This is a genomic window from Paenibacillus sp. FSL M7-0802 (assembly GCF_038004945.1).
Lineage (GTDB): Bacteria > Bacillota > Bacilli > Paenibacillales > Paenibacillaceae > Paenibacillus > Paenibacillus polymyxa_B.
This window is the reverse complement of sequence record NZ_JBBOSD010000001.1, coordinates 4,577,828-4,603,060: the sequence shown is the minus strand read 5'-3', so window position 1 is coordinate 4,603,060 and position 25,233 is coordinate 4,577,828. Positions and strand designations below refer to the sequence as shown.

The window sequence follows — 25,233 nt, the reverse complement described above, 5'->3', positions numbered from 1 at the left end:
TAATTGCCTATATTTTATACTAATGATGTAAATAGAAGCTGGACAGCCATCTACCAAATGAAAAGGTAATGGTTCAAAATCTTTTTTATAAAGGAGAATAACAGCATGAATCCCAAAAAGATTAAAAATGTAACTATTAATGCTTCATTCAACAGCGAGAATGAAGTTGCTAAAAAGAACATGGATGTCATTGTAGACTTTTTTTCTTTATATTTAGGAGATACGGACAAATTTTATTCTTTGTGGGTTGAAGATAATCCGGCTGTAATTACCCCATTTACCACTGATGATGTGGCAGTTTTGCACAATTCTGTTCAAGAAGGCTGGGATGCTGTAAAAGGCTTCTTTAATCCCATTTTTAATGATATGAAAGGGAAATTCGAATGGACCATCGATGAGTTTATAGTCGGAGAAAATCCTAACACGATTGTGACAAAAACACGCAGCCATATTGATATCACAGCGAATGGACCATGGGGAGAAAATAAAAAAATAAAATACAACGGGATCTATGTCCAGATCTTTAAATTTGAAAACAATAAAATCAAATCTTTCGAAGAGTATTATGATACTGCACTGTTAAACCAACAATACTCGTAAATATTTACTATTAGAAAAAGTCTCGGCCTGTAATCTACATTTCCATACGGAATGTACAATTCACAGACCGAGACTTTTTTTCATTCTTTATTCTGCTTCAACATCATCCGTGATTTTTTCTACTAACCCTCTCAAGCCGTGGTTGGTTACATTTAATTGATCAATAATATTCATAAATTCCGTAACAAGCTTGGCTTGCTCTTGGGAGGATACCGCAATCTGTGTGATTTCTTGTTCCATGTTATAAACCGATTGTCTGACGGCTTGCAAGGACTGCTCAATCCGTCCGGTTGCTTCCTTGGTGCCCGTAGACATTTTTCGGATTTCTGTAGCCACAACCCCAAAACCAGCTCCTGCCTCACCCACTCGGGCTGCTTCAATTGCTGCATTTAATCCAAGCAAGTTCGTCTGCTCTGAAATTTCCTTAATGTAGCCGGCCACCTCAGTCACGTTACCGGAGTCCTCAACCGCCTGTTTAGTATTGCTTAAAATTTCTTCGGCAGTCGCACTAAGCTCCTCCGAATGGGCCGCCACATGCTGAATCCCTTCAACTAGCTTGCTTGTAACATCCTCGGCTTGAGTCATCAACTTCTTCAGTTGATCTTGATTATCCATACTATAGGTGATACACATTACGGCCTCGATCTCATTCTGTTCATTCTTAATCGGATGAAAGTAAGAATCAGCAGCGATGCCGAAAACTTCAGCAGCGTAACGCTCTCTGGTCTTTTCACCGCCTACTAGCATTTTGAAGTCTCTGTGTACATCAGGAAGAGGATCGCCTGCTTTGAAGTCATAAACTAAGCTTTTACCCGACTGAAAGAACAGAAATTTTTCCCTGTCCATTACGGAAATTGAAACATCTTGTCGTGCAGCTTCTTTGATAAATGGCATGGCGGTCAAAACAGCTTCTACTTGATTCATAATATGTATCCACTTCCTTATATTTTGATATAAGTCCTATCTTCTTTTTCGACATTTTCATCCCATGTGTTTAGTGAATTTTAAAATACATGGATGATGTTGAGCCCCTACCTATAAACAATCTCCGTAGTTTCCTGAAGGGAATCCATTTTCACAGCCGGGATGAATATCCATTTAAGGTATTATTTTCGTTTCATAATGTAAATTCAAGCAGCGCGTACCGATTAAAATTGGCACGCGCTGACGGTATGACTTTTATGAAACAGGCGCTAAGATTTAATCCAACTGCTCTCCATTGGTTTCAATCACATTCTTATACCAATAGAAACTCTTCTTTCTGGATCTGGCAAGTGTCCCTTTGCCTTCATTATCCTTATCTACGTATATAAACCCATAACGCTTTTTCATTTCACCAGTTCCCGCACTTACCAGATCAATACATCCCCAAGGCGTATACCCTATTAAGTCTACTCCATCAGCAATCGCTTCTTTCATTTGCTCAATGTGTTGCTTTAGATAATCAATTCGATAATCATCGTGAATGGTGCCATCTTCTTCCACTGTATCTACGGCGCCAAGGCCATTTTCAACAACCATTAACGGGATTTCGTATCGGTTGTAAATGTTATTGAGGGACCATCTCAATCCCTGTGGATCGATCTGCCAATCCCAGGCACTTGCTTTCAAATGAGGATTCTTTAAGCCCATAGATAAATTTCCTCCCACCTTCTCCTGGTTGGGATCGGCGCTGACACAAGTAGAGGAATAATAGCTGAAGGTATAGAAATCTACGCAGCCTTCCTTTAAGATGTCCTCATCCTCTTCTTGCATTTTGATCTGAATGTTATGATCTCTAAAATAGCGTTTGGCAAATCCCGGATAAGCGCCTCTTACTTGAACATCTGAGCATAAGAAATTACTTAAGTTATCCTTTTGTTGAGCTAGCAGAATATCATCAGGATGGCATGTAAGTGGGTAGGAACACATATAAGCAATCATACAACCGATTTTAAAGTCCTTATTGATTTCATGACCCAGCTTTACAGCCTTTGCACTGGCAATAAATTGATGATGCAACGCCTGATACAAAACCTGCTCATCCTTCACTGTAGCATGGGCAAGCTCTCCATTCCCCTCCGGCATCATAGCTCCAGCCATGAATGCGCCAAATGACAAGGTTAAAATATTGATTTCATTAAAGGTTAACCAGTATTTCACAACATCTTTGTATCTGTTAAAAAGCACTTCACAATATCTCACATAAAAATCTACGACTCTGCGATCTGACCAACCATTATATTTTTGGGTCAAATGAAACGGTGCTTCATAATGTGAGATTGTAACCAAAGGCTCAATATTATACTTTTTCAATTCTGCGAATACACGATCATAGAACTGCAAGCCTTGCTCATTCGGCTCTGCATCATCTCCGTTAGGAAATATTCTTGACCACGCAATGGACATTCTAAAGACCTTGAATCCCATCTCTGCAAATAAGCGGATATCCTCTTGATAGTGGTGGAAAAAATCAATAGCCTCGTGACTCGGATAGTTCACTCCTTCTTCCAGTATAGGTGTAATTCTTCGGGAAGTCGTATGCGTTCCAGCCGTAATCACATCCGCAGTGCTTAAGCCTTTACCTTCTTCATTATATCCACCTTCAAATTGGTTGGCAGCCGTTGCACCTCCCCATAAAAATCCTTGTGGAAATTCCAATTTAGTTGTATTTTCCATTGTTAATTCCTCCTCAACATTTAATTAAGATTAGACTACGACGGTCAATAAATCCTCTTGATACTCAATCGCCTTCTTCTCTGTTTCAATGACATCCAGGTAATTCGTAGTATTGGCAACGATAACGGGTGTGGTCAAAACATAACCAGCCTCTTTTATAGCTTCCATATCAAACTCCATAAGCAGCTGGCCTTTTTTAACAGCATCTCCCTGTTTTACTTTAGGATAAAAATGTTTACCTTTTAATTTGACCGTATCTTTGCCTACATGGATGAGGACCTCAACACCGTGATCACTTGTAATTCCAATCGCATGACCTGACGAAAATAATGATGTTAATACACCATCTACAGGTGAAACGACCTTACCTTCAGAAGGTTCAATGGCGATCCCTTTACCCAGAGCACCTGTCGAAAAGGCTTCATCTGTTACTTCAGATAAAGACTTCACTTCACCTTTTAATGGACTCATCACCGTCTCTTGTTTTACTAAAACTTCTCCTTTTGCCGCTCCTGGTGCACTATCTTCCTTTTTTGCTTCTTTCACTTCATCATCTTTAAATCCGCCAAAGAACATAAGCAAGAAACCTAATACAAAGCTTATCAGGATACCGATAACAGCCCCATAAAATCCGTTGTCTATTCCTGCCGGACTGATATAGCTCGGGATAGCGAAAATACCCAATCCACCAATAATGTAACCTTTAGTTCCCATCATTCCTATAATACCGCCGCCTACTGCGGATGCTATACAGCTTAAAATAAATGGTTTCTTACGTGGTAATGTAATCCCGTAAATTGCTGGTTCTGTCACACCAAAAATCCCCGAGATGACAGCTGGAATGGAAAGTGATCTCAGTTTTACATTTTTGGTTTTAAACAAAATCGCCAGTACGACGCCCGTCTGAGCAAAGGAAGCTCCCAGTGTAGCCGCAAGAATCGGATCGAATTTAAGCACTGCTAAATTGTTCATAGCGATAGGAACAAGTCCCCAGTGTAATCCAAAGATAACAAACACTTGCCAGAAAGCGCCCATGAGCATACCTTCAATAATCGGACTTAAGTTATACACAAAGAGGGTTCCAGCACCAAGCAGTTGACCTGCCCAAGTCGAGAGAGGTCCAATCGCAATCAACGCTAAGGGTACAATAACTAACAATGTGAAAAACGGAACCAAAAATGTTCTTACTACGCTAGGGATTACCTTTTTAAAGAAGTTTTCTATTTTTGAGCCTACATAGGTGGATATGATAATCGGAAGAACGGTTGACGCATAACTCATCAGAATGACCGGAATACCTAAGAAGGTGATATATACCGGTGACTCAAATATAGTACCGCTAAATAGAGTGTATAGCGGTTTGCCCGAGGCTGTTATCGTGCTAAATGTTGGGTACACAAGCGATGCACCTATAGCCATACCTATAAAAATGTTGGCATTGAACTTTTTAGCTGACGTATACCCCAGGAAAATAGGAAAGAAGTAAAACAAACAATCACCTAAAGCATTGAGAATTTGATAGGTACCCGATGTAGTGGCCAGCCAGCCCAAAGCTACAAATAAGGCGGTGAAGCCCTTAATCATACCTGTGGCACTTAAGACACCCAGCGTGGGTGTAAATACACCTGAAATGGTATCAATGAATCTATTGAACAAACTCATTTTTTCACCTGATGCTTCTTCTGAATCTCCTGTCTGAAAACCGCCTACAGCAGTAACATCAGCATAAACCTCAGGTACATGGTTACCTATAACAACCTGGTATTGCCCGCCACTCTTTACCACAGTGACAACACCATCCATATTTTTCAAAACCTCTGTATTGGCTTTACTTTCATCTTTTAATTTGAAGCGCAAGCGTGTAATACAATGAGTTAGACTATTCACATTTTCTTTGCCGCCGACATTTCTGATGATGTCTTTTGCTAATGTCTCATACTTCATTGTAACTTCCCCTTTAATTGTATTTATAAAAAAAGGCAAAACCAAAATAGATCAAATTCGATCTAGGTTGGTTTCGCCTGCATTACCAGTAACAATCCAAGTGTTATTCAATTTTCTCTTTGGGTCACACGCTGAATATGAATCGTTATATACAGCTTTTCCTCATCTGACAATACCATATCCAAGTATTTCTCAATCTTCAGCATGCAGCCATAAGCCTTTTTGTACTTTGCTTTCACTTGCCTCCACAAAAAATCGTCTTCCAGTTCTACTTTTTCTTTTTTATTTAATCGCTGAAAGAAGAACCTTAAATGCGTAATAAATCGCTCATAACTGATCGAGTGTTCATCTATGGTGGTATTATAAGAGTATTTAATAATATTCAAGATGTCGTGTATTTTTTGAGTTTGCTGAGCAACATCTGCTACCTTGTTGTAGGAGCTGTTTACTTGAGCATTTATTAAATGAAGAGCAATATTACCTGCTTCATCTTCTGACAATCGTTTGCCTGTTTCGTCTTCAATGAACTCCAGTGCTTTTAATCCAACCGCAAATTCTTTGGGATAAAATTTTTTAATCTCCCAAATTAATGGATTTGCATTTTTAAACCCTTCATCAAACATTTTAAATGCATTGTTCATGTGATCCGTAAGCGAAACATATATATAATCGCTCAATTGTGCTTCTAATATGCTTTTTCCATATTCAATGATGTCATAGCATAACGAAACATATTCTGTTGGAACATCCTCTAACAATAACTTGAATTTCTCTGAAGCATCTTTATGTTTAAGCACAAAGACCTTTTCAATTAGATGCTCTTCTACTTGTTCACCTGCACTCTTTTTGAATGCAATACCACGACCCATAACAACAAATTCATCTCTTTTTTGATCTTTGGCTATTATGGCGTTGTTATTAAATATCTTCGTTATGATCATCTAACTGCCCCCCTTATCCCATCAAATTTAAAAAAGGATTTAGTTGCTGGGCGAAATTTCAGATAGGTCACAAGACGGTAATAGCCGATCAAACCTTCGTCGTAAATCAAATGCAAATGTATTGATTTACAATTTCGTGTTATGAAAACGCATTCATAATGAGAGACAAAGCCTTACGTTTTCCCTGAATGATCTTGAGTGCTTCCAAACCGATCTGATATTCCGTTTTGAAAATGAATATAGTCGGTTAACCACGTCCTATGACATCATTTTTCGGATGTCGATTCGTTGGTCGACGTCATCATCTTTGTTGTTCAGCACTTGTAAGGCTTTATATCACTCACCTTTCTGCGTTATGGCTGGGCCATATATTCATATCATGCAGGATATCGTAAAGCTTGTATTCTAAAAAGAAAAGGCAAAACCCAACACATGGAAATCTAATTCCATGCCTCGGGTTTTGCCTTTTCAGTAACAATCCCAAGATCATAATAACATCGAATTTAAGTTTTGCCAACAAAAATGTTTGCGCTTTCTTTTTCGAGGCGACCACATCAAATACAGCACATTCTCATGGTATAAAATGTCAGCCGCCAATGTAGGACATGTTAATCTTTTTTTTGTTGTTGGCTGTCTGCTCCGTACGTTCATCGGAATACCGATCTGTGCGTTGTTCCCATACTGAAGTAATCACATCGAGTAATTCCTGGTCATTCGCTCCATTACGAAGCATCTGACGTAGATCAAATCCGCCTGAAGCAAACAAACATGTATAAAACTTGCCATCGCACGATAAGCGGGCACGTGTACAAGACGAACAAAACGATTCAGAAACCGAAGTAATAAAACCAATCTGTGCGTCGCTGTCTTTATAACGGTAACGCTTTGCTACTTCTCCAAAGTAATCCTGATCCATCGGCTCCAGCTCGTACGCATTCTTAAGTCGTTCAACGATTTCTTTTTTGGTTAGTACCTTTTTGAAGCTCCATCCGTTGTCATTACCTACATCCATAAACTCGATAAAGCGAAGGGTTATTCCCTGCTCCTTAAAATAAGCGGCCATCGGCAAAATCTCCGAGTCATTAGCGCCTTTTTGAACTACCATATTGACCTTGATTTCAAAGCCGATTTCTCTTGCATATTCGATCTGCTTCAAAATAATATCAGGCTTAATCCCCCGCCCATTCAACCGCCCAAATAGCTCGGGGTCCAGAGCGTCCAGACTGACATTAAGCCGTCGTAGCCCCGCGTCATAGAGAGGCTTAGCCTGCTGTCCTAGCAGCACACCGTTGGTGGTCAAGCCGACATCTTCCACTCCGTCAATGGACAGGATTTGGGAGACCAGGTCGGGTAGATTCCTGCGCATTAATGGTTCGCCGCCCGTGAGTCGGATCTTTTTTACACCCAGGGATACAAAGAGCTTCGTCAGCCGGTGAATCTCTTCAAACGACAGACATTCATTTTGGGGAAGAAAGGCGTAATCGTCACCGAAAATTTCTTTAGGCATGCAATAGGAACAGCGGAAATTGCAGCGGTCTGTAACCGATATACGCAGGTCACGAATCGGCCGCTGCAACTTGTCTTTCAGTGGATGAAAATTCATACGCCCCCTCCTTTCTAGTTGTTTAGCATCGTTATCATTAGCCGCCGCTGACTGGGGGAATGAAGGCTGCAATGTCTCCATCCTGTAATACATCCGTAGACAACGCATACTCCTCGTTTATCGCAATTCGCACAGACTTGATCGGCATATCTGGATATTGATCTGTTATCCAATTGGATAAATCGCCTACCGTTTGGCCCGCCAAATCTGCCAATTCTTCTGCTTTTCCCGTCACCTCACGGAGTCCCGCAAAGTAGTACAGCTTAATCATGACTGATCTCCCCCCGGCTTTTTCTTTTGATCTCCGACCCACTGCGTTCCATCTTCCCAAATCTCTCGTTTCCAAATAGGAACTATTTCTTTGATTCGTTCGATCGCGTATTCATTCGCCTCATACGCATCCGAACGGTGAGGTGAAGAAACGGCAATGACAACGGCGACATCACCGATTTGAAGCTCGCCAATGCGGTGCGCGATCGCCACTCGCGTTCCTTCCCATTTCTGTTCGATTTCGCGACCAATCTCTGCGAGTTTTTTTTGAGCCATAGGGACATAGGCCTCATAAGCAAGGTATAAGGTCCGTACGCCTTGAGTCCATTCTCGTACGTGCCCTGTAAAAATAGTCACCGCTCCTGCTTCCGGCCTTAGGACATAATCCGCATAAGCCTGCGGGATAATGGGCTCCGTTACGATTTCAAACACACTCATCTTTTCCACCTTCCAGCCACCGGACAAGCCACTCTCCGGTGACAGACTCTTTTAAATGTTTCTGCTTTTTGTATCTACATCTCATTTAACCGAACAGCTGATGATATAGTTTTTGACCGTTGGCAACACTCCGGACACCGTGTATGAGAAGCCTTCCGTTTTTGAATAAAATCATTCGATGCTTAAAAGCATAAAACTCAACGAAATAAGGGGTTCTTTTTACACGATCTGCTATAAGCCTGCCCATTTTCTCTGCATCATCAAGCGTGATCGGACGTTGTGGGTCTGGAAGAACCTGTACCACGTTCCGTCCGCACAGAGTCGCATACGCCGAGCGACGTGATGCTGTCAGTGCAGGAAACGTAGGATGTTCTCCACAGGTTGGACAATCTTGGTTACGGATGCGGGAAATCCCTATGTCCATCTGCGTATTCTCCCATAGATCAAATAGATGAACCTTGCGGCGCATCTTATCATGTCTGCCACTCAGCCACTTCATGGCTTCTGCACATTGGAGGGCAGCTGTCACCTGGACTGCGGGTGAGATGATTCCAGCCGTATCGCAGGTCTGATTGATCGCAGGCAACGATGGCAGAAGGCAGCGTAAACAAGCAGACTCGCCCGGCACGAATGGAAAAACAACGCCTGTGCTTCCAACACAGGCTCCATAAATCCATGGAATTCCTGCCTTCAGTGCAGCGTCGTTGATAAGCAGACGAGTTTCAAAATTGTCCGTAGCATCCATCAGCAATTTACTTTTGCTGGCAAGTTCTTGAACAAGCTCGGCATCCAAATTATCGAGATATGTGTGCAACCGCACGTCTTCTCGTATGGCTTTCAGCCTTTTTTCGGCTGCCATGACCTTAGGCTGCATTTCCGCGGCGTCCTGCTCCGTGAACAGCTGCTGACGTTGCAGATTCGACATCTCCACATAATCCCTGTCGACAAGATGAAGCTCCCCAACGCCCGCTCTTACCAATGTTTCGGCAATGGCGGAACCCAGTGCCCCGCAACCGATAATGGTGACGACAGCAGCGGATAAATTACGCTGCCCTTCGCCACCAATAGGTCTAAATAAGATCTGTCTGGAATAACGCTCATTCATTAGATTGTGTCCCTTGATAATACAGCCATATAACGAGGATCAGGCTAGCCAGCGCCACTTGGGAGAGGAGCATGAATCCAATGGAATATTGGCCAGTAGCGGCATGAATCGTCGACAACAAGATCGGAGGGAAAAAGCCACCGAGACCGCCCATCATGGATACAATTCCGTTAACTATACCTGCCTGTTTATTAAAATAAAATGGAACTAGCTTGAAAATGACGCCGTTCCCCATTCCAGCACATACAGCGATCGCCAAGCAGCCTACTGTATAAAGGGTAATCCCTGGTGAAAAAGCCAAAAGAATCGCAGCGACCGTATAAACAGAGAACGTGCCTACCAGCAGGAACAGGGGCTGAAACCGATCCGCCAGCCAGCCACCGATGGGGCGGAAGAAAGTGGCAATCGCTATAAAGCCTGCTGTACGCATCCCTGCATCCACTTTAGTCAGCTCAAAATTCGATACCAGGAAATTCGGCAAGTACACCGTGAACGCTACAAATGAGCCAAATGTAATAAAATAAAAGAGCGAGAAAAACCAAAGCTTTTCATTTTTGTAAACCCCTTTGATCTGTTCCATAATGGGCGTCTTTACTTTAGCTTCATGACGATCCCCTAAGAAGAAATTCAAAGCGATAAAAACAAGCAGCAGAATGAGATACAGCTTCACTGTAGGGGCCCAGCCAATTTGAGTAGCCACAATAGGGGCCGAGAAGGTAGTGACGGCTGTTCCCAAATTCCCTATGCCATACATCCCATTTACAAACCCATGCTTTTCCTTTGGATAATACTTCGGCAGCGAAGTCACCCCAACCGAGAACACAGCTCCCCCAATCCCAAGGAACAAGCCACCGATAATTAAATCCATCATCGTAGAAGCTTCACTGATATAGTAGACGGGAAACAAAAGCAAAATAAAGCTAACGAGAAAAACGATTCTTGCTCCGAAGATGTTGGCATAATAACCAAGCGGAATGCGCAGAATCGAACCAAGCACGACCGGAATTGCTGTGACCATGGCCAATTTTCCGGGTGGAATAGCAATATCCTCCGTAATGAACGGCATAAGAGAAGAAATAATAACCCATACCATGAATCCAAGAATCAAGTTCAATGTTTGTAGCGGCAACTGCATTTTTCTAATCATTTAACTCACCTTTTCAACGTTTTTTCTGTCGAATTATTGATTTGAATTTTCTGTCCCCATTGTAGCCGCTAGCCCATCCATTCGAATATAGGGGAGTCCCCTTTACCTAACAGGGGACTCCCTGAAAATATAAAAAACCGCTTCTATAGGAAGCGGCTTGGTCAATTCAAGAGATAAGCGTATTTAATTTGTCACATAACTTGGTCAGATCATTCCGATTGATCTGTTGCTCTGCCATAGGAAAAAGTACGGCTTCTTCTTTTATAAAATGTACAGTCAGGACTTCGAAGGCCTCCCCTGCGTTCTTGGTCGCCTCTCGAATCTCATCAAGCGTGAGCAAACTCAGATCGCCCTCCGTCTGATAAAGAAAATGATCGATATAGCCCTCTATTTCACGGTGCTCCTCCTGTATACCGACGAGCGGTCCCTGTTCAAAACCAATATAGGTTCCTAGCAGAGAAAAGAAGTATTCTTCTTCCTTATCGGTATGTTTCTTGAGGGGTACCCTAAAATCGATAATCTGCATTCTCAGCTTTTCCAGTTGCTTGCGGCCTTCTTCCAAATCTAGTATTCTGTGCTGCTCAAACCACAATACAATAGCATGCCATTCATCCATCAGATAGGTTAGATATCGATGCTCATTTTCAAGAATACGCATGGCAGGTTTGGAAAAGCGCAATTTCTCATTTTCCAGCACGCGGATTTCCTCCATTCATCGGCTAAAAATCCAGCATTTTTTTCTTTAATGCATATTGGACCAGTTCAGGCCGGCTTCTTAAATTCAATTTCTCCATGATTTTCGCTTTGTTCGCTTCCACCGTCTTGACAGAGATGAACAGCTTTTCCGCAACTTCCTTGTTACCGTAACCTTTTGCGACCAGAGGCAGAATCTCCAGTTCCCGCTTGGACAGGATCTCATAAGGATCTTCTGATTGTGACGCCGTATCTTTTTTGATGAACTCACGAACGAGAGAAGTAGCCATTTTAGGATGGATATAAGTCCCACCCCCATGAATGGTTCGTATAGCAAGCAATAGCTCCTCATCTGGAGCATTTTTCAAAACGTATCCTGAAGCACCATTCTTTAAAATATGAAAAAGATATTCTTCATCGTCATGCATGGTCAGAATCAGAATTTTAGTATCAGGGTGGTCCTCTTTAATCTTGCCTGTAGCGATCAATCCACTTTCGCCTGGGGGCATGCTGAGATCCATGATTAGAATATCCGGACGATATTTAGCTACCATCGTATACGCTTCAATGCCATCCGCAGCCGTTCCGACAACCTCCATATCCGATTGGAAGTTCAAAATCATGGAAAATCCGCTTCGTACAATAGCATGGTCATCCGCTAACACAATTTTGATCAAGTCTCTATTCCTCCTCTTGGCCAATCGGAATTTGTAAAAAGACTTTAGTTCCCTGACCAACATTTGAAAGGACGCCAAAACTTCCGCCTACCAGCTCTGCTCGCTCCTGCATGCCATATAAACCTAATCCCGTTCCAATAGGCTTATTCCCCTTTTCAAAGCCAATTCCATCGTCCTCTACAGTCAAACGAAGTGTATGATCGTGCTCAGTCAAAGAAACTTTAACCATATCTACCTGGGCATACTTCAAGGCATTGAGAACAGCCTCCTGGCAGACACGGTAAATGACCGTTTCCTTTTCACTTCCATATCGCTTTTGGGAAAGATCCGACACAAATTCAACTACCAGACCAAAGCTTTGTTCAACCCTCTTAAAGTGGGAACGAAATGCCGCTTCAAGCCCAAAATCATCAAGTGTGGCAGGGCGTAATTCCACAGACAGGTTGCGGATATCATCCAGCAATCGTGTCATGGATGCTTCAGTCTGCTTCATATTTTTGATGAGCTGTTCATCATTCGTCATGTATTTTAACACCCGTAGTTCAACAACCGCGCTCATCAATTCCTGGGCCACACTGTCGTGCAGTTCCCTGGAAAGCCGTTTGCGCTCATTTTCCTGCGCTTCAATGACATGCTTCATCATTTTGTTTTGATACAATTTTTCTTGCGTCTGAAATTGTGGAGTCAAGTCTCTCAACATCAACACCCGTGTTCCATGTTCAGAATCAATGGTGTGAAAAGAAGCGGCATAGGGAACCATTCGGTTGCTCTTCGTTTCCAGATACACCTGAAAAGAAGCGAAATCCTTGGATTCTGGCATATTGAAATAACAGTCAAGGCAGGTACGGGGCTCCGTTTCGCTTGTATAGCCCCTGCATGTTCCACATAAAGCTCTTTCCTTCCCTTCATAGAGTTGGATGAGGACGTCATCGCCCACAATCTCCTCAGCTGCCGGATTCATGGCTAGGGTATTCCCTTGCCTATCAAAAAAGAAAATGGCTTCCGTACTGTTCTCAAACAACTTCACCATTAACGCACTCAAAGAGCCAGTCCCTAAAGACAATGTCAATTCACATCACTTCCTTCCCGTTCAACTCTCCAATTCCTCTATGTGCCAAGGCTTTCAAATCACGCATCATGGCTTCGGTCATGAGCTGTTCTTCCCGAAATCCACCAAGCAGTACGCCCGCGACGCGAGCATCATTCCATAGGGGAACAGCCCCGAGACTCTTGAGCTTCTCGGATTGAACGATCGGATAGTTAAACAGGTTGTCTGCCCCCACATATTGATAAATAGATGGAATGAAAACGGATTTCCCGGTTTTAAACACGATTCCTGCTATGCCCTTACCGGATTGCAGCACAATCCGCTTAAAGCGATCATTTAAATTACCGGCTGCATTTTTCCATTTAATTACGTATTGATATTCGGCCGGTTCAACCAGAGCAAGCGCCATGAAATCATAACCGAAATGTTCGCGTATTCGCTCAAGCTCCCTTTGATAATCCATCCTATTATTCATCGCTCTCTCCTAATAGAATTAGGAAAGAAGGCAGAGCCCGCTTTCCTAATTCGATTTATGTCTTCTGTAAAGGATATAACTTCTGCGCACATAATTCAACGGAACACTCCACACATGTACAAGCCGGGTAAACGGCCAGAATGCAAAAATCGCAAAGCCCATAAGTATATGAAGCCTGAAAGACATCGGTACGTCTCTCATCAGAGTCGGGTCAACACGGAATATGAATAAACCGCGGAACCAGATCGAGATCGTCTCCCGATAATCGAATTCCGGCTGTACCGCATTCGTTACGAGAGTCGCGAACATCCCCATGCATACAATGGCCAAAAGCAATACGTTTACAATCATATCAGACGCTGTACTTAAACGGCGCACATTGCGCATTGTAAAACGACGAGAGGTAAGAATCAACATACCGAGGAATGTCATCGCTCCAAATATTCCACCAACATAAACTGCTCCAATATGATACAGATGATCGTTTACACCCAGTGCATGCATCCAGGTTTTTGGTATACCCAGACCGGATACATGACCCATAATAACTGGGATAATACCCAGGTGGAATAAGAGACTTCCGATCATCAATTGTTTTTTTTCAATAAACTCACTTGATTTTGCTGTCCAATTGAACTGGTCGTTTCTATAGCGGAAAATATGCCCTACAATAAAGACCACCACGCACATATAAGGGAAAATAACCCATAAAAACTGCTCTAGCATCATCATTGCGCGGCTGCCTCCTGTTCTACGCAAACTTTAAGCGTTTCACGCAGTCCCTTCACCAAATGAAAATACGGGCTTTCCATTTTTTCCAGCGCTTTAAGCAAATGATATGTGCCGTCTTCCAAGATCGCGATTGGCATGCGGAAGTTTTCTGTCGTCTTCGGATCTTGCGACCATTCGGCGGCATACAGAAATTCACACATGAGCGGCAGGTAATCTGGCAGCTCTCCATCTGGCATTTCAAGACCATACATCTCGTATAGCACCTTTAACTTGACCAACATTTGTCCCCGTTCTTTTGCATCTTCGAATTTAAAGTAAGTCATATATAGTGCACAATTTTTTTGAAAATCAAAGGTTTCCGTATACATTTCCTGAATCTCTTCCATACTGAACTCTTGCATAAGGGACCAGTAGGTGTTCGCATACGTATATGCCGGATGGTTCGGATCAAACGATGTTTCCAGAAAAGCCGGATGAAAATCCAGCTTTTCCGGGTACATGAGTTGCTGAGCGAAAAACCCGAATGATGGCTTGCATTCATACAACTTCGCTACATTAATCACGCCAAATACCCCCGTAGAAGTTTTCTTCATACATTTCTTTGCCCGTTTTCAAAGGCTCTTCCATCCCCATCGAACTTGCCATACTACAGCCGTCACATCCAGAGCCAGAACCCATGTTTCCCATGGTATCGCCGTAACCAGCAGATCCTTGAGCCCGATACGGATTCGAGTATCCTTCTTTATGCGATGTCGGAATGACGAAACGATCCTCATACTTGGCAATCGCCAGAAGTCGATACATCTGCTCAGTCTGCCGCGGTGTCATGCCGATGCGCTCAAGACGGCTTTCATCGAAAGATTGTCCTGTGGATTGGGCACGCATATAGGAGCGCATCATAGCCATTCGCTGCAAGGATTCCTTCACGGTTTGCGTGTCGCCCGCCGTCAGCATATTGGCAAGATACTGAATGGGGGTGCGCATCTCTTCGATAGCCGGAAAGATCATATCGGGATTCTCAATCGAGTCTTTCCCTTCAAAGTAATTCATGATCGGACTAAGTGGTGGCACATACCAGACCATTGGTAATGTGCGGTATTCCGGATGAAGCGGGAATGCCAGCTTGTGCTCAATGGCAAGCTTGTAGACTGGCGAGTTCTGCGCTGCTTCAATCCAGTCCTCCGAGATACCGTCTTTTCTCGCTTGAGCAATCACTGCCGGATCACTTGGATCCATGAACAGGTCGCACTGCGCTTTATAAAGTTCTTTCTCATCCTGCGTAGAAGCGGCCTCAAGCACTCGATCCGCGTCATACAGCATAACGCCGAGGTAGCGAATTCGTCCTGTACATGTCTCGGAGCAGACTGTCGGCAGGCCCGCTTCCACACGTGGGAAACAGAAGGTACATTTTTCCGCTTTGTTCGTCTGCCAGTTAAAGTACACTTTTTTGTATGGACAGCCCGTCATGCAATACCGCCATCCGCGGCAGGCTTCCTGATCCACGAGCACGATTCCGTCCTCGTCTCGTTTGTACATGGCGCCCGAAGGACAGGACGCGACACAGCTTGGATTTAGGCAATGTTCGCAAAGCCGTGGGAGATACACCATGAACGACTTCTCAAAGTTAAATTTAATCTCTTCTTCGATTTTCTGAATATTTGGATCAAGCGGACCGGTTACATGCGCACCCGCCAGGTCATCTTCCCAGTTTGGGCCCCACTCCAAATCCATTTTTTCACCTGTTACCGCAGAATGCGCGCGTGCCACAGGTGAATGCTTCTGTTCGCCGGCGTTGGTCAGTTGCTCGTAATTGTAAGTCCAGGGCTCATAATAGTCTTTCATTTCCGGCATGTCTGGATTGTAAAAAATCTTACCCAGTGCTATCTTGGACAGCTTGTTGCCTGACTTCAGTTCCAGTTTCCCTTTGCGGAGCTGCCAGCCCCCTTTATATAATTCCTGGTCTTCCCAGCGCTTCGGATAACCGATACCGGGTTTGGTTTCCACATTGTTAAACCACATATATTCCGCACCTTTGCGGTTCGTCCAGGTTGTTTTACATGTCACGCTGCACGTATGACAGCCAATACATTTATCCAGGTTCATGACCATGGCAATTTGAGCTTTAATCTTCAAGCCAGTTAACCTCCTTCATTTTACGTACCGCAACGTACACATCACGCTGGTTGCCGATCGGACCATAATAGTTGAATCCATAACTAAGCTGAGCATATCCACCGACCATCTGGGTTGGTTTGAGATGAATTCTTGTCGGTGCGTTATGACTACCGCCGCGTGTATCCGTGATTTCGGAGCCTGGCACTTGAATGTGCTTATCCTGAGCATGGTACATGAACATCGTTCCTCTTGGCATCCGGTGGCTGACAACGGTCCGGGCGGTTACGACGCCGTTACGGTTGTATACCTCTACCCAATCATTGTCGGCCAGATCATGTGCCTCTGCGTCTTCATTGTTGATCCACACCGTAGGACCTCCGCGAAACAGTGTAAGCATGTGCTGGTTATCCTGATAGGTGGAGTGAATATTCCATTTACCATGCGGTGTCAGATAACGAAGCACAAGTGAATCTTGCCCGCCTTTTATTTCCCGGTCGCGAGGGCCGAACACCATCGGCGGCAAAGTCGGTTTGTAGATCGGCAATGATTCCCCAAATTGTTGGAAAATCTCATGATCAATATAGAAATGCTGTCTTCCCGTCAAAGTACGAAACGGAACGAGACGTTCAATATTCGTTGTAAATGGTGAATAGCGGCGTCCCTTCTTGTTCGATCCAGTGAATACCGGTGTCGGTATAACTTCACGCGGCTGTGCCGTGATACTTTGGAAAGTAATCCTTTCCGCTGCCCGATCGGCCGAGATGTCTTTGAGTTCCACACCGTGAAGCTCTTCTGCCTGCTCATAAGCCTTTTGCGACACCCGTCCATTAGTCGCGGATGAAAGGTGAAGAATTGCATTGGCCACTTGGCGAGCTGTCTGGATTTTGGGCAGCCCATCTTTAATGGACTCATCGTAATAAACTCCGTTCAACTTTTTCATTTCCTCATATTCGTCCGCTACGGAGAAGCTGACGCCATGCGCACCTGCTTTCCCAGTAGTCAAATTAGGACCGAGTGAGATAAATTTATCGTGAATTTTAGTATAATCGCGTTCGATGATGCTGAAATTCGGCATGGTTTTACCCGGAGTCGCTTCAATCTCGCCCTTCGTCCAATCCTTTACAAGACCCATCGGCTGTGAAATTTCGCCTATACTATCGTGTGCGAGCGGCGCGGTCACAAGGTCTTTATATATTCCTGGTAGATACTCTTTTGCCATATCCGAAAAGACTTCGGAAAGCTGGCGGTAAATATCCCAGTCCGCGCGGGATTCCCACAGAGGGTTAACAGCCGGATTAAATGGATGCACGAAAGGATGCATGTCTGTTGACGACAAGTCTGTTTTTTCGTACCAGGTTGCCGCCGGAAGCACGATGTCCGCGTACAATGGAGTTGTTGTCATCCGGAAATCAAGTGCAACCATCAAATCAAGCTTTCCTTCTACATCTTCTCTCCAGACGATTTCCTCAGGTTTCTGTTCTTCGTTCGGCCGGGCAAGCAGGGCATCAGATGCTCCGAGTAAATGTTTCATAAAATACTCTTGTCCCTTCGCCGAACTGGAAATCAGATTTGACCGCCAAACAAAGAGTGAGCGCGGGAAGTTCTCGGCTGCCCCAGGATCTTCTACAGCGAAGCGTGTCTTACGTGATTTAATCTCTTCCACAGAATGATTAATGATGTCCTCGTTGGACTTCTTGCCTAATTGCGCAGCCTCTTCGGCGAACAGTAGACTGTTTTTATTAAACTGTGGATAAGAAGGTAGCCATCCCAGACGCGCTGCGAGCACGTTGTAGTCTGCTGGATGTCTGTAACTGACATCTCCGCCAATCGGTGACTTCAAGGAGTCTGTTCCACTTTCTTCGTAACGCCACTGCTCTGTTGCAAAGTAGAAAAACGATGTAGCATTTTGCTGTCGAGCCGCCCCTTGCCAGTCTTTTGCAAAGGCAATCGTTGACCAGCCTTCGATTGGGCGAAGCTTTTCTTGACCCACATAATGCGCCCAGCCTCCACCGTTTACACCTTGGGAAGCAGTCAACACGACAAGATTCAAGATGGACCGATAGATCGTGTCACTATTGAACCAGTGGTTGATACCCGCACCCATAATAATCATGGAGCGACCTTTAGTATCGATAGCATTTTGGGCAAATTCCCGAGCAATCTGTACCACAACAGACGCCTTCACACCTGTGATCTTCTCCTGCCAGGCAGGGGTATAATGCGAAGCTTCGTCGTAATAATTCTTGGCGTTATGAGGGCTGTCATTGCGTGCGACACCGTACTGGCTCATCATCAAATCGTACACGGTTGCTACGTAACGTTCCGAGCCATCTGCCAAGCGTACTTTTTTGGCTGGAATTACACGTTTGAACGTTCCATTACCGGCGTTATCAAAGTAAGGGAATACGACTTCTTCCCATTGCTCGCCATGACCTTCCACAGTGAGCGCGGGCTCAACCTTTGTTCCGTCTTCCCGTTCCAGAATCAGGTTCCATTTCTTATCCTGCTCCCAGCGCTGTCCCATCGTACCGTTCGGGACCAGCATTTCCCCCGCCGCTTCGTCATATATGACCGGCTTCCAGTCCGCATGCGGCGAAACATCCCCCAGGTCACTCGCCCGTAGAAAACGTCCACCTTTCCAAGCTCCCTCGTGCGGATCAAGCAGAATCATAAACGGCATATCTGTATATTGTTTGGCATAGTTAATGAACATCGGTTCTTGGCGCTCTCTGTAAAACTCATCCAAAATAACATGCGTCATAGCCTGGGCTATGGCAGCATCTGTACCCGGATGTGGTGCAAGCCAGTTGTCAGCGAACTTCACATTCTCCGCCAAGTCGGGAGCCACGGATACGACTTTTGTTCCCTTATATCGTACTTCCGTCATAAAATGAGCGTCTGGCGTCCGGGTAAGCGGTACGTTCGATCCCCACATAATCAGGTAACCCGCATTGTACCAATCAGAAGATTCCGGTACATCCGTCTGTTCACCCCAAATTTGAGGAGATGAAGGCGGAAGGTCGGCATACCAGTCATAAAAACTCAACATCTGTCCACCGAGAAGCGAAATGAATCGGGCTCCTGAAGCGTAGCTTATCATTGACATCGCCGGAATTGGCGTAAAGCCCGCGATCCGGTCGGGACCATACTTACGAATGGTATAGATGAGTTGCGCCGAGATCAGGCGTAGGACATCGTCCCAAGCGACACGGACATGACCACCTTTTCCGCGAGCTGCTTTGTAGAGCTTGGCTTTCTCCGGATCTTCCACAATGCTTGCCCATGCTTCCACCGGATTGGCATGTTCCTGGATGGCTGCCTGCCAAAGCCGCAACAGCTTGCCGCGCATATAAGGATATTTCACGCGTAATGGACTGTATTCATACCAGGAAAATGTAGCCCCACGCGGGCATCCGCGCGGTTCAAATTCTGGCATATCTACACCGCAGGAGGGATAATCGATCTGTTGATTTTCCCAGGTAATGATGCCGTTTTTTACAAAAACCTTCCAACTACAGGAACCGGTACAGTTCACTCCGTGAGTCGTCCGAACCACTTTGTCGTGAGACCAACGCTGACGGTACACGTTTTCCCATTCTCTATTTTTTTCCTCAAGGATTGACCAATTTCCCGAATAGCTTTCGATCGGTTTAAAAAAGTTGAGGTTGTATTTTTTTTTCATCGATGACCAACACTCCTTTTTAGAAAGAATCATCCCAACGCAAGTTCCAAGGTAAGACTCATTCGCTTACTCTCATTATGTAATTCATTCATCTCTGTTCCCATTAGGGAATGTCCTATAGCGCTACAGGAAATCCCTCGTTCTATGGAAAGATACAAAAAAGCCTCCCCCTGCTAAAGGGAAGCTTGTATGGAGTAATTAATTGTTCTTTTGACCCGTTAACAGGAGCATGATAAAAGAAATGAGTATGATAGAGCATGTCCACGCCCAGGCCATAGGAAGATGACCAGCATCCACCGCAATATAAATGGCCGTCGGAATCGTTTGTGTTTTACCCGGAATATTTCCGGCAATCATCAGCGTAGCACCAAATTCGCCCAGGCCGCGGGCAAAACCGAGTATAAAGGCAGCCTTAAAAGAAGGGAAAATTAAAGGGAAGGTGATGTATCGAAAAACCTGCCATTCACTTGCACCCATCGAACGTCCCGCGTTTTCCAAGTCCCGGTCGACAGAAGACAGTCCCATTCTCAGCGTCCGATAGACAAGAGGAAAAGCCACTACCACCGCTGCTATAACCCCAGCCCACCACGAGAATATAATAGGCTCGCCAAACCATTGCTCCACAAACCGTCCGAACCCGCTTTTTCGTCCAAGTAATATGAGCAGTAAAAAACCAACAACCGTCGGTGGGAGTACCAAAGGCAGCATAAGCACGGTTTCAACAACCGTTTTCCCTTTAAATAATCCCAACCGCGACATTGACCATGCCACAAGCAAGCCTAATATGATTACCAGAACGCTGGATAACAGTGCAACCTGCAACGATAATCGGATAGGAGGCCAATATTCATTCCAATCTATATCTTGCATGCTCACTTCGGTATGGTAAATCCATACTTAGCCATAATATTCAGAGATTCTTGCGATTGTAGGTATGCATAAAAGTCTTCGGCTTCTTGAATGTGCTTTGAAGCTTTGACAATCCCGATTGGATACTCAACAGGTAAATAGGTTTTGGGATCCACCTCAAAGGCGATTTTTGCCTTCTGTGAAGTCAACGCATCTGTTTTATATACAAATCCGACATCAGCATTCCCCGTTTCCACATATTGCAGCACTTGTCTAACGTCTTTTGCTTGAACCAGCTTGCTCTGTAACGTGTCCCAAAGCTTCGCTTTCATCAGCGCTTCCTGTGCGTAGTTGCCCGCAGGGACACTTTCAGGAATTCCGATCGCAACTTTCTTCACTTCTTTTTTTGTTAAATCGGTTACACTCGCGATGTTCATCGTCCCGTCTGCAGGGATAACCGCGACCAATTCGTTCGTCAGCCACGTTTTTTGTTTTTTTGTATCTATTAACTGCTGATCAACAAGGGACTTCATGTTTTTGGTCGAAGCGGACAGAAACAAATCCGACGGCGCTCCTTGCTCAATTTGTTTTTCCAACGCACCAGAGCCGCCGAAGTTAAAATTCAATTTGATGCCTGTATGGGTTGATTCGTATGAATGCTGAATTTCTTTGAGCGCATCCGTTAAACTTGCTGCTGCGGATATGGTAAGCTCAATAGTTTCAGCCGTTTTCGAAGATGTCTGGCTGGAAGATCCGTTCTGACCCGCGCTGCCAACATTTGAATCTAGTTGTTGTTTCGTACCGCATCCTGAAAATAATAAAATAATGGAAATAACCATAACGAAAACAGTGCTACTTTTAATTAATTTATGCATTTGGTTCGGCTCCTCATGTTCGTTCATCATCAATTAATGGGTTTCGCGATTAGCTGTGCCTGTCTTGTACGTTCGATTAGTGTACAATTTTCAAGAAGAATATGATTAAAAATATCTGCTTCCAGGTCTTCTAACCGCTTCAATACGAGTCGGTGCGTACCACAAGCTTCCTGCATTGGCTCAAAGCCGTTTGTGATCAAACGCATTTCCTTCAGGAATTCCACCACTGTTTGATGTTCGTCTTGCAACTTGGATAAAGTTGGATTTAATGCATCTGCTCGTTCCACTGTTGATTCTTGTAAAAATGCTTCAATCATCGGAAACACAAGGTTCTCCTCATTTTGAATATGTTCCGATAATTCCTGTTTAAGCAAGGTGAACAGTTCATTAACCCGCTTTAGATGCGGATAACGTTCGCCGTGAACCCGCGTTAGTTTGGTTACATACGGCGTTAACGCCGATAGTTCTTCCCGAAGCTTCGTATGATACTCATTTTGAATATAGGCGATTAGTTCTTTTGGTTCGAGTGAAGGAGGTTGCATTTGCTTATGCTGTGCCTGCTTTTCTTCCACTTCATGTATCTGCGTTAGCAGTTCACCAGCGTGGAGGCCTCGATTGGCTGCTGCTTCACGGAGCGATATTTTCCCTCCACAGCAGAAATCAATCCTCAGTTTGCGGAACAGATCTCCCGTTTTGGGTACTGCTTTCACAATGTCCGCCACCCATGTTTCTTCCGTTAACTGGCTCATCTTCCATTCCTCCATCTTACTTCGATTTTATGCTTAACTTTCATTCTACGTCTCCCTTAAAGCTGAACCAATCAGGGGGTTCCCTCTTTCACTAGTGGAAAGAGCCTGATTATAAAAAATCAGAAAGCAACTGTTCAGCCGCTTCTTTCCCTTGAGCGATGCAATCTGGAATTCCAACGCCCCCATAGCCGGCACCGCATAGAAAAACACCCGGTAAATACTGTGCAAAGTCCTGTCTCATCTTCGCCATATGCTCTTTGTGTCCAATCGGATATTGCGGCATCGATCGATCACACCTACTGACTTCTGTGAATTCCGGTTCCGCTTCCAGGCCCATTAAATCTTTCAAATCCTTGCGCGCGGCATCCACAAGTTGATTGTCTGTCATTTGAACCCACTCCTGTGCACCTGCATGTCCGATATAGGTCCGTAAAAGCGTATATCCTTCAGGAGCCGTATGGCTCCACTTCGTCGAAGACCAAGTACATGCGGTAATCTTTTTGCCTTCTTTGCGGGGGACTAGAAATCCCGTTCCCTCAAAAGCAAAATTAAGATCTGTGTTTTTATAAGCAAGGGCAATATTGGCTACGGAAACATAGTGAATCTTGTGTAACCAGCTAGCGCTTGCAACGCCGGAAAATAATGCAGCCGCTTCAAAAGCTGGAACAGCACAAATCACCGCATCCGCATCTATTTTTTGTCCATGTTCTAAAATGACCTGATAACCGCTTTCTTTCCTTACTTCAACTACACCTTGCCCCATAACAAAACGTACGGTATCCAGCCTTTCCTTTAGCCGCTCCACGATCGTAGATAATCCTAGCCGATAAGAAAGAAACATACTTTTCTTAGCGATATCCGGCAGTTTGTCTTGTACTGCTGGCTTTCTTCCCGCCCCTTTAGACATACCCTTAATCAAACTTCCATGCTTTTGTTCCATTAGTTTAAATTGAGGGAAAGTTGACATAAGGCTCAGAGAATGAGTATCCCCAGCGTAAATTCCAGACAGCAGAGGTTCTGTAATCTGATCCAGAACTTCTTTGCCGAGACGCCGTTTGATAAAATCCCCTAGAGATTCGTCCTCATCACCTTTCTTCGCTGGAATGAATAAATCCAAGGCTGCCCGTGCTTTTCCCAGCGGAGAAATAAGCCCTGTCCGAATGAAGGGGGTGAGCTTTGTTGGAATGCCCAGAATGAAGCCCATCGGCATCGTATGAAGTTTGCCCTTATGCAAAATGCAAGCAGATTTGGCTTTTGGGTTTGTCGATACCAGCTCTGCTTCCAGCCCCAACTCCATGGTCAGATCCAATATTGCCGTCTTTCTGGCCAAGAAAGCATCTGGTCCTTTTTCGATCATAAAATCGTTTTGGCGAACGGTTTGTAGCTTTCCTCCCAGACGTTCACTTTTCTCCACCAGTGTAATCTCCACTTCAAGCTGCCGATCCTCAGCCAGCTTTTTCACATAAAAGGCAGCACTTAAACCGCTTATTCCTCCACCGAGTATAACGACTTTTTTAGAACTTTTTTTCATGAAAACACTTATCCTCTCCAACCCCGGGTATATAAGCGCAATAAGGGTCACTCTCCAAATAGTCTCCTGTTATTGCAAAAGCCCTTGCTCTAGAGCCCCCACAGACGGCCTTGAATTCACAGACTCCACATTTACCTTTAAGTAGGGACTTATCTCTAAGATTCATCATGATCGGAGAGTTGCGATAAATATCTGCCAGGCTATCCTTTCGTACATTCCCGCACATAAGAGGCAGGAAACCGCTCGGGTATACTTCGCCGATATGACTAATAAAAACAAATCCATCTCCATCATTTACGCCTTTAGGAGCACGTCCTAAAACATCTGCCCTCTTTTGTCCGTCTGCTACACTGCTCTCACCTGCTCTGTGCTTTTGCTGCAGTACGACCCTCCGGTAGTGAGGAGCTTCTGTAGCCTTCACGCCGTACGGCATCTGTTGCTGTATTTGATACAGCCATTTCATTACGGCTTCATGCTCATCAGGAGTAATCATATCTTTCTCCATGCCACGTCCGGTTGGAACAAGGAAAAATAAACTCCATAACACAGCCTGCATTTCCTTTACCCTTTCTGCAATTTGCTCCAGATCATGAAGGTTGTACCGGGACACCGTCGTGTTCACTTGAATAGGGATGTTCAGTTCCTTCAAATAACCAATTCCTCGCATGGTCGTATCGTAAGAACCCGCTGTACCCCTAAAATGATCGTGAATGTCTGCACATGAACCGTCCAGACTAAACGCCCATCGCGATAACCCAACTTGCTTTGCTTTCTCTACCGCTGCTCGTGTCACTTTAGGGGTGGCACTGGGGGTCATTGAAACCGACAGATTTTTCTCTTCAATTGCATATCGTGCCAGTTCAAACAGATCAGGACGCATTAAAGGATCTCCGCCTGTGAATACAACCAACGGATGATTCATTTCAGCAATTTGATCTATCAGCTTCTTACCCTCTTCTAATGTCAGCTGGCGAGGATCAGGTTTGTACTGTGCTTCCGCTCTACAGTGAAGGCACTTTAAAGCACAAGCTCGTGTAACCTCCCAGATGACTATAAACGGGTCTGTATGATAATCACGCGGCGTTTTCAAAGATATCATTG

The 25,233-nt window shown here is 44.5% G+C and carries 23 protein-coding genes; 1 reads left to right on the top strand and 22 read right to left on the bottom strand.

The annotated features are described in order from the left end of the window. The first annotated feature begins 105 nt into the window (after nucleotides 1–105). A complete protein-coding gene (locus tag MHB54_RS21150; RefSeq protein ID WP_028542284.1) occupies nucleotides 106–600 on the top strand; it encodes a nuclear transport factor 2 family protein in 495 nt (164 codons plus the stop codon). Nucleotides 601–687: 87 nt separating this feature from the next. Here the strand turns inward: MHB54_RS21150 and MHB54_RS21145 are convergent, their stop codons facing one another. From MHB54_RS21145 to MHB54_RS21040, 22 genes are all read right to left on the bottom strand, one after another. Further along, nucleotides 688–1,524: a methyl-accepting chemotaxis protein gene (locus MHB54_RS21145; protein ID WP_023989690.1), complete on the bottom strand. Its 837-nt coding sequence runs from the start codon at nucleotides 1,522–1,524 to the stop codon at nucleotides 688–690. 276 nt (nucleotides 1,525–1,800) lie between these two features. Beyond that, nucleotides 1,801–3,258, bottom strand: coding sequence for a glycoside hydrolase family 1 protein (locus MHB54_RS21140; RefSeq protein ID WP_076264744.1), 1,458 nt, complete (start codon nucleotides 3,256–3,258; stop codon nucleotides 1,801–1,803). Nucleotides 3,259–3,288: 30 nt separating this feature from the next. Further along, nucleotides 3,289–5,202 carry a beta-glucoside-specific PTS transporter subunit IIABC gene (locus MHB54_RS21135; RefSeq protein ID WP_340981925.1) on the bottom strand — a complete coding sequence of 638 codons (1,914 nt, stop codon included), beginning with the start codon at nucleotides 5,200–5,202 and terminating at the stop codon, nucleotides 3,289–3,291. Nucleotides 5,203–5,309: 107 nt separating this feature from the next. Next, nucleotides 5,310–6,143: a BglG family transcription antiterminator LicT gene (gene licT, locus MHB54_RS21130; protein WP_068942159.1), complete on the bottom strand. Its 834-nt coding sequence runs from the start codon at nucleotides 6,141–6,143 to the stop codon at nucleotides 5,310–5,312. A 586-nt stretch (nucleotides 6,144–6,729) separates the two neighbouring features. Beyond that, entirely contained in the window at nucleotides 6,730–7,746 is a 1,017-nt protein-coding gene (gene moaA, locus MHB54_RS21125) for a GTP 3',8-cyclase MoaA (RefSeq protein ID WP_075154568.1), read from the bottom strand. Between the two features lie 37 nt (nucleotides 7,747–7,783). Further along, the gene (locus tag MHB54_RS21120) at nucleotides 7,784–8,017 is read right to left on the bottom strand and encodes a MoaD/ThiS family protein (RefSeq protein WP_023989694.1); all 234 of its coding nucleotides are present in this window, start codon (nucleotides 8,015–8,017) and stop codon (nucleotides 7,784–7,786) included. Continuing rightward, nucleotides 8,014–8,454, bottom strand: a complete 441-nt coding sequence (locus MHB54_RS21115) for a molybdenum cofactor biosynthesis protein MoaE (RefSeq protein ID WP_023989695.1) — start codon at nucleotides 8,452–8,454, stop codon at nucleotides 8,014–8,016. Before MHB54_RS21115 ends, MHB54_RS21120 begins: the two co-directional genes overlap by 4 nt. Nucleotides 8,455–8,539: 85 nt before the next feature. Next, complete coding sequence (locus MHB54_RS21110) at nucleotides 8,540–9,559, bottom strand: ThiF family adenylyltransferase (RefSeq protein ID WP_023989696.1); 1,020 nt, start codon at nucleotides 9,557–9,559, stop codon at nucleotides 8,540–8,542. Then, a complete protein-coding gene (locus tag MHB54_RS21105; RefSeq protein WP_023989697.1) occupies nucleotides 9,552–10,706 on the bottom strand; it encodes a nitrate/nitrite transporter in 1,155 nt (384 codons plus the stop codon). Before MHB54_RS21105 ends, MHB54_RS21110 begins: the two co-directional genes overlap by 8 nt. Nucleotides 10,707–10,872: 166 nt before the next feature. Next, nucleotides 10,873–11,403, bottom strand: coding sequence for a hemerythrin domain-containing protein (locus MHB54_RS21100; RefSeq protein WP_340981921.1), 531 nt, complete (start codon nucleotides 11,401–11,403; stop codon nucleotides 10,873–10,875). 22 nt (nucleotides 11,404–11,425) lie between these two features. Then, nucleotides 11,426–12,073 carry a response regulator transcription factor gene (locus tag MHB54_RS21095; RefSeq protein WP_071559595.1) on the bottom strand — a complete coding sequence of 216 codons (648 nt, stop codon included), beginning with the start codon at nucleotides 12,071–12,073 and terminating at the stop codon, nucleotides 11,426–11,428. 7 nt (nucleotides 12,074–12,080) lie between these two features. Then, nucleotides 12,081–13,145 carry a PAS domain-containing sensor histidine kinase gene (locus MHB54_RS21090; protein ID WP_340981919.1) on the bottom strand — a complete coding sequence of 355 codons (1,065 nt, stop codon included), beginning with the start codon at nucleotides 13,143–13,145 and terminating at the stop codon, nucleotides 12,081–12,083. A gap of 1 nt (nucleotide 13,146) precedes the next feature. Further along, complete coding sequence (locus MHB54_RS21085) at nucleotides 13,147–13,599, bottom strand: GAF domain-containing protein (RefSeq protein WP_340981918.1); 453 nt, start codon at nucleotides 13,597–13,599, stop codon at nucleotides 13,147–13,149. Between the two features lie 45 nt (nucleotides 13,600–13,644). Beyond that, nucleotides 13,645–14,328, bottom strand: coding sequence for a respiratory nitrate reductase subunit gamma (gene narI, locus MHB54_RS21080; RefSeq protein WP_081327516.1), 684 nt, complete (start codon nucleotides 14,326–14,328; stop codon nucleotides 13,645–13,647). Continuing rightward, on the bottom strand, nucleotides 14,328–14,894 hold the full coding sequence (gene narJ, locus MHB54_RS21075) for a nitrate reductase molybdenum cofactor assembly chaperone (RefSeq protein WP_028542276.1): 567 nt from the start codon (nucleotides 14,892–14,894) through the stop codon (nucleotides 14,328–14,330). Before narJ ends, narI begins: the two co-directional genes overlap by 1 nt. Next, a complete protein-coding gene (gene narH / locus MHB54_RS21070) occupies nucleotides 14,887–16,464 on the bottom strand; it encodes a nitrate reductase subunit beta (protein ID WP_028542275.1) in 1,578 nt (525 codons plus the stop codon). The genes narJ and narH overlap by 8 nt, the downstream gene beginning before the upstream one ends. Next, nucleotides 16,454–20,128 (bottom strand): nitrate reductase subunit alpha, encoded by a 3,675-nt coding sequence (locus MHB54_RS21065; RefSeq protein WP_339200630.1) that lies wholly within the window; start codon nucleotides 20,126–20,128, stop codon nucleotides 16,454–16,456. Before MHB54_RS21065 ends, narH begins: the two co-directional genes overlap by 11 nt. Before the next feature lie 198 nt (nucleotides 20,129–20,326). Continuing rightward, nucleotides 20,327–21,004, bottom strand: coding sequence for a molybdate ABC transporter permease subunit (gene modB / locus MHB54_RS21060; RefSeq protein WP_028542273.1), 678 nt, complete (start codon nucleotides 21,002–21,004; stop codon nucleotides 20,327–20,329). Beyond that, complete coding sequence (gene modA / locus MHB54_RS21055; protein WP_076264745.1) at nucleotides 21,001–21,852, bottom strand: molybdate ABC transporter substrate-binding protein; 852 nt, start codon at nucleotides 21,850–21,852, stop codon at nucleotides 21,001–21,003. The genes modB and modA overlap by 4 nt, the downstream gene beginning before the upstream one ends. A 29-nt stretch (nucleotides 21,853–21,881) precedes the next feature. Continuing rightward, nucleotides 21,882–22,601 carry an iron-sulfur cluster repair di-iron protein gene (gene ric / locus MHB54_RS21050; protein WP_076264746.1) on the bottom strand — a complete coding sequence of 240 codons (720 nt, stop codon included), beginning with the start codon at nucleotides 22,599–22,601 and terminating at the stop codon, nucleotides 21,882–21,884. A gap of 109 nt (nucleotides 22,602–22,710) precedes the next feature. Continuing rightward, a complete protein-coding gene (hemG, locus tag MHB54_RS21045) occupies nucleotides 22,711–24,132 on the bottom strand; it encodes a protoporphyrinogen oxidase (RefSeq protein WP_076264747.1) in 1,422 nt (473 codons plus the stop codon). Continuing rightward, nucleotides 24,116–25,231: a TIGR04053 family radical SAM/SPASM domain-containing protein gene (locus tag MHB54_RS21040; RefSeq protein WP_076264748.1), complete on the bottom strand. Its 1,116-nt coding sequence runs from the start codon at nucleotides 25,229–25,231 to the stop codon at nucleotides 24,116–24,118. Before MHB54_RS21040 ends, hemG begins: the two co-directional genes overlap by 17 nt. Nucleotides 25,232–25,233 lie beyond the last annotated feature (2 nt).

Excerpts from the sequence above, each read along its gene's own strand:
- MHB54_RS21120 (WP_023989694.1), bottom strand. The coding sequence starts at position 8,017 with ATGATTAAGCTGTACTACTTTGCGGGACTCCGTGAGGTGACGGGAAAA.
- MHB54_RS21085 (WP_340981918.1), bottom strand. The coding sequence starts at position 13,599 with ATGAATAATAGGATGGATTATCAAAGGGAGCTTGAGCGAATACGCGAA.
- MHB54_RS21115 (WP_023989695.1), bottom strand. The coding sequence starts at position 8,454 with ATGAGTGTGTTTGAAATCGTAACGGAGCCCATTATCCCGCAGGCTTAT.
- licT (WP_068942159.1), bottom strand. The coding sequence starts at position 6,143 with ATGATCATAACGAAGATATTTAATAACAACGCCATAATAGCCAAAGAT.
- MHB54_RS21065 (WP_339200630.1), bottom strand. The coding sequence starts at position 20,128 with ATGAAAAAAAAATACAACCTCAACTTTTTTAAACCGATCGAAAGCTAT.
- modA (WP_076264745.1), bottom strand. The coding sequence starts at position 21,852 with ATGCATAAATTAATTAAAAGTAGCACTGTTTTCGTTATGGTTATTTCC.
- moaA (WP_075154568.1), bottom strand. The coding sequence starts at position 7,746 with ATGAATTTTCATCCACTGAAAGACAAGTTGCAGCGGCCGATTCGTGAC.
- MHB54_RS21150 (WP_028542284.1), top strand. The coding sequence starts at position 106 with ATGAATCCCAAAAAGATTAAAAATGTAACTATTAATGCTTCATTCAAC.
- narI (WP_081327516.1), bottom strand. The coding sequence starts at position 14,328 with ATGATGCTAGAGCAGTTTTTATGGGTTATTTTCCCTTATATGTGCGTG.
- MHB54_RS21145 (WP_023989690.1), bottom strand. The coding sequence starts at position 1,524 with ATGAATCAAGTAGAAGCTGTTTTGACCGCCATGCCATTTATCAAAGAA.
- MHB54_RS21140 (WP_076264744.1), bottom strand. The coding sequence starts at position 3,258 with ATGGAAAATACAACTAAATTGGAATTTCCACAAGGATTTTTATGGGGA.
- MHB54_RS21040 (WP_076264748.1), bottom strand. The coding sequence starts at position 25,231 with ATGATATCTTTGAAAACGCCGCGTGATTATCATACAGACCCGTTTATA.
- MHB54_RS21105 (WP_023989697.1), bottom strand. The coding sequence starts at position 10,706 with ATGATTAGAAAAATGCAGTTGCCGCTACAAACATTGAACTTGATTCTT.
- hemG (WP_076264747.1), bottom strand. The coding sequence starts at position 24,132 with ATGAAAAAAAGTTCTAAAAAAGTCGTTATACTCGGTGGAGGAATAAGC.
- MHB54_RS21135 (WP_340981925.1), bottom strand. The coding sequence starts at position 5,202 with ATGAAGTATGAGACATTAGCAAAAGACATCATCAGAAATGTCGGCGGC.
- ric (WP_076264746.1), bottom strand. The coding sequence starts at position 22,601 with ATGAGCCAGTTAACGGAAGAAACATGGGTGGCGGACATTGTGAAAGCA.
- MHB54_RS21110 (WP_023989696.1), bottom strand. The coding sequence starts at position 9,559 with ATGAATGAGCGTTATTCCAGACAGATCTTATTTAGACCTATTGGTGGC.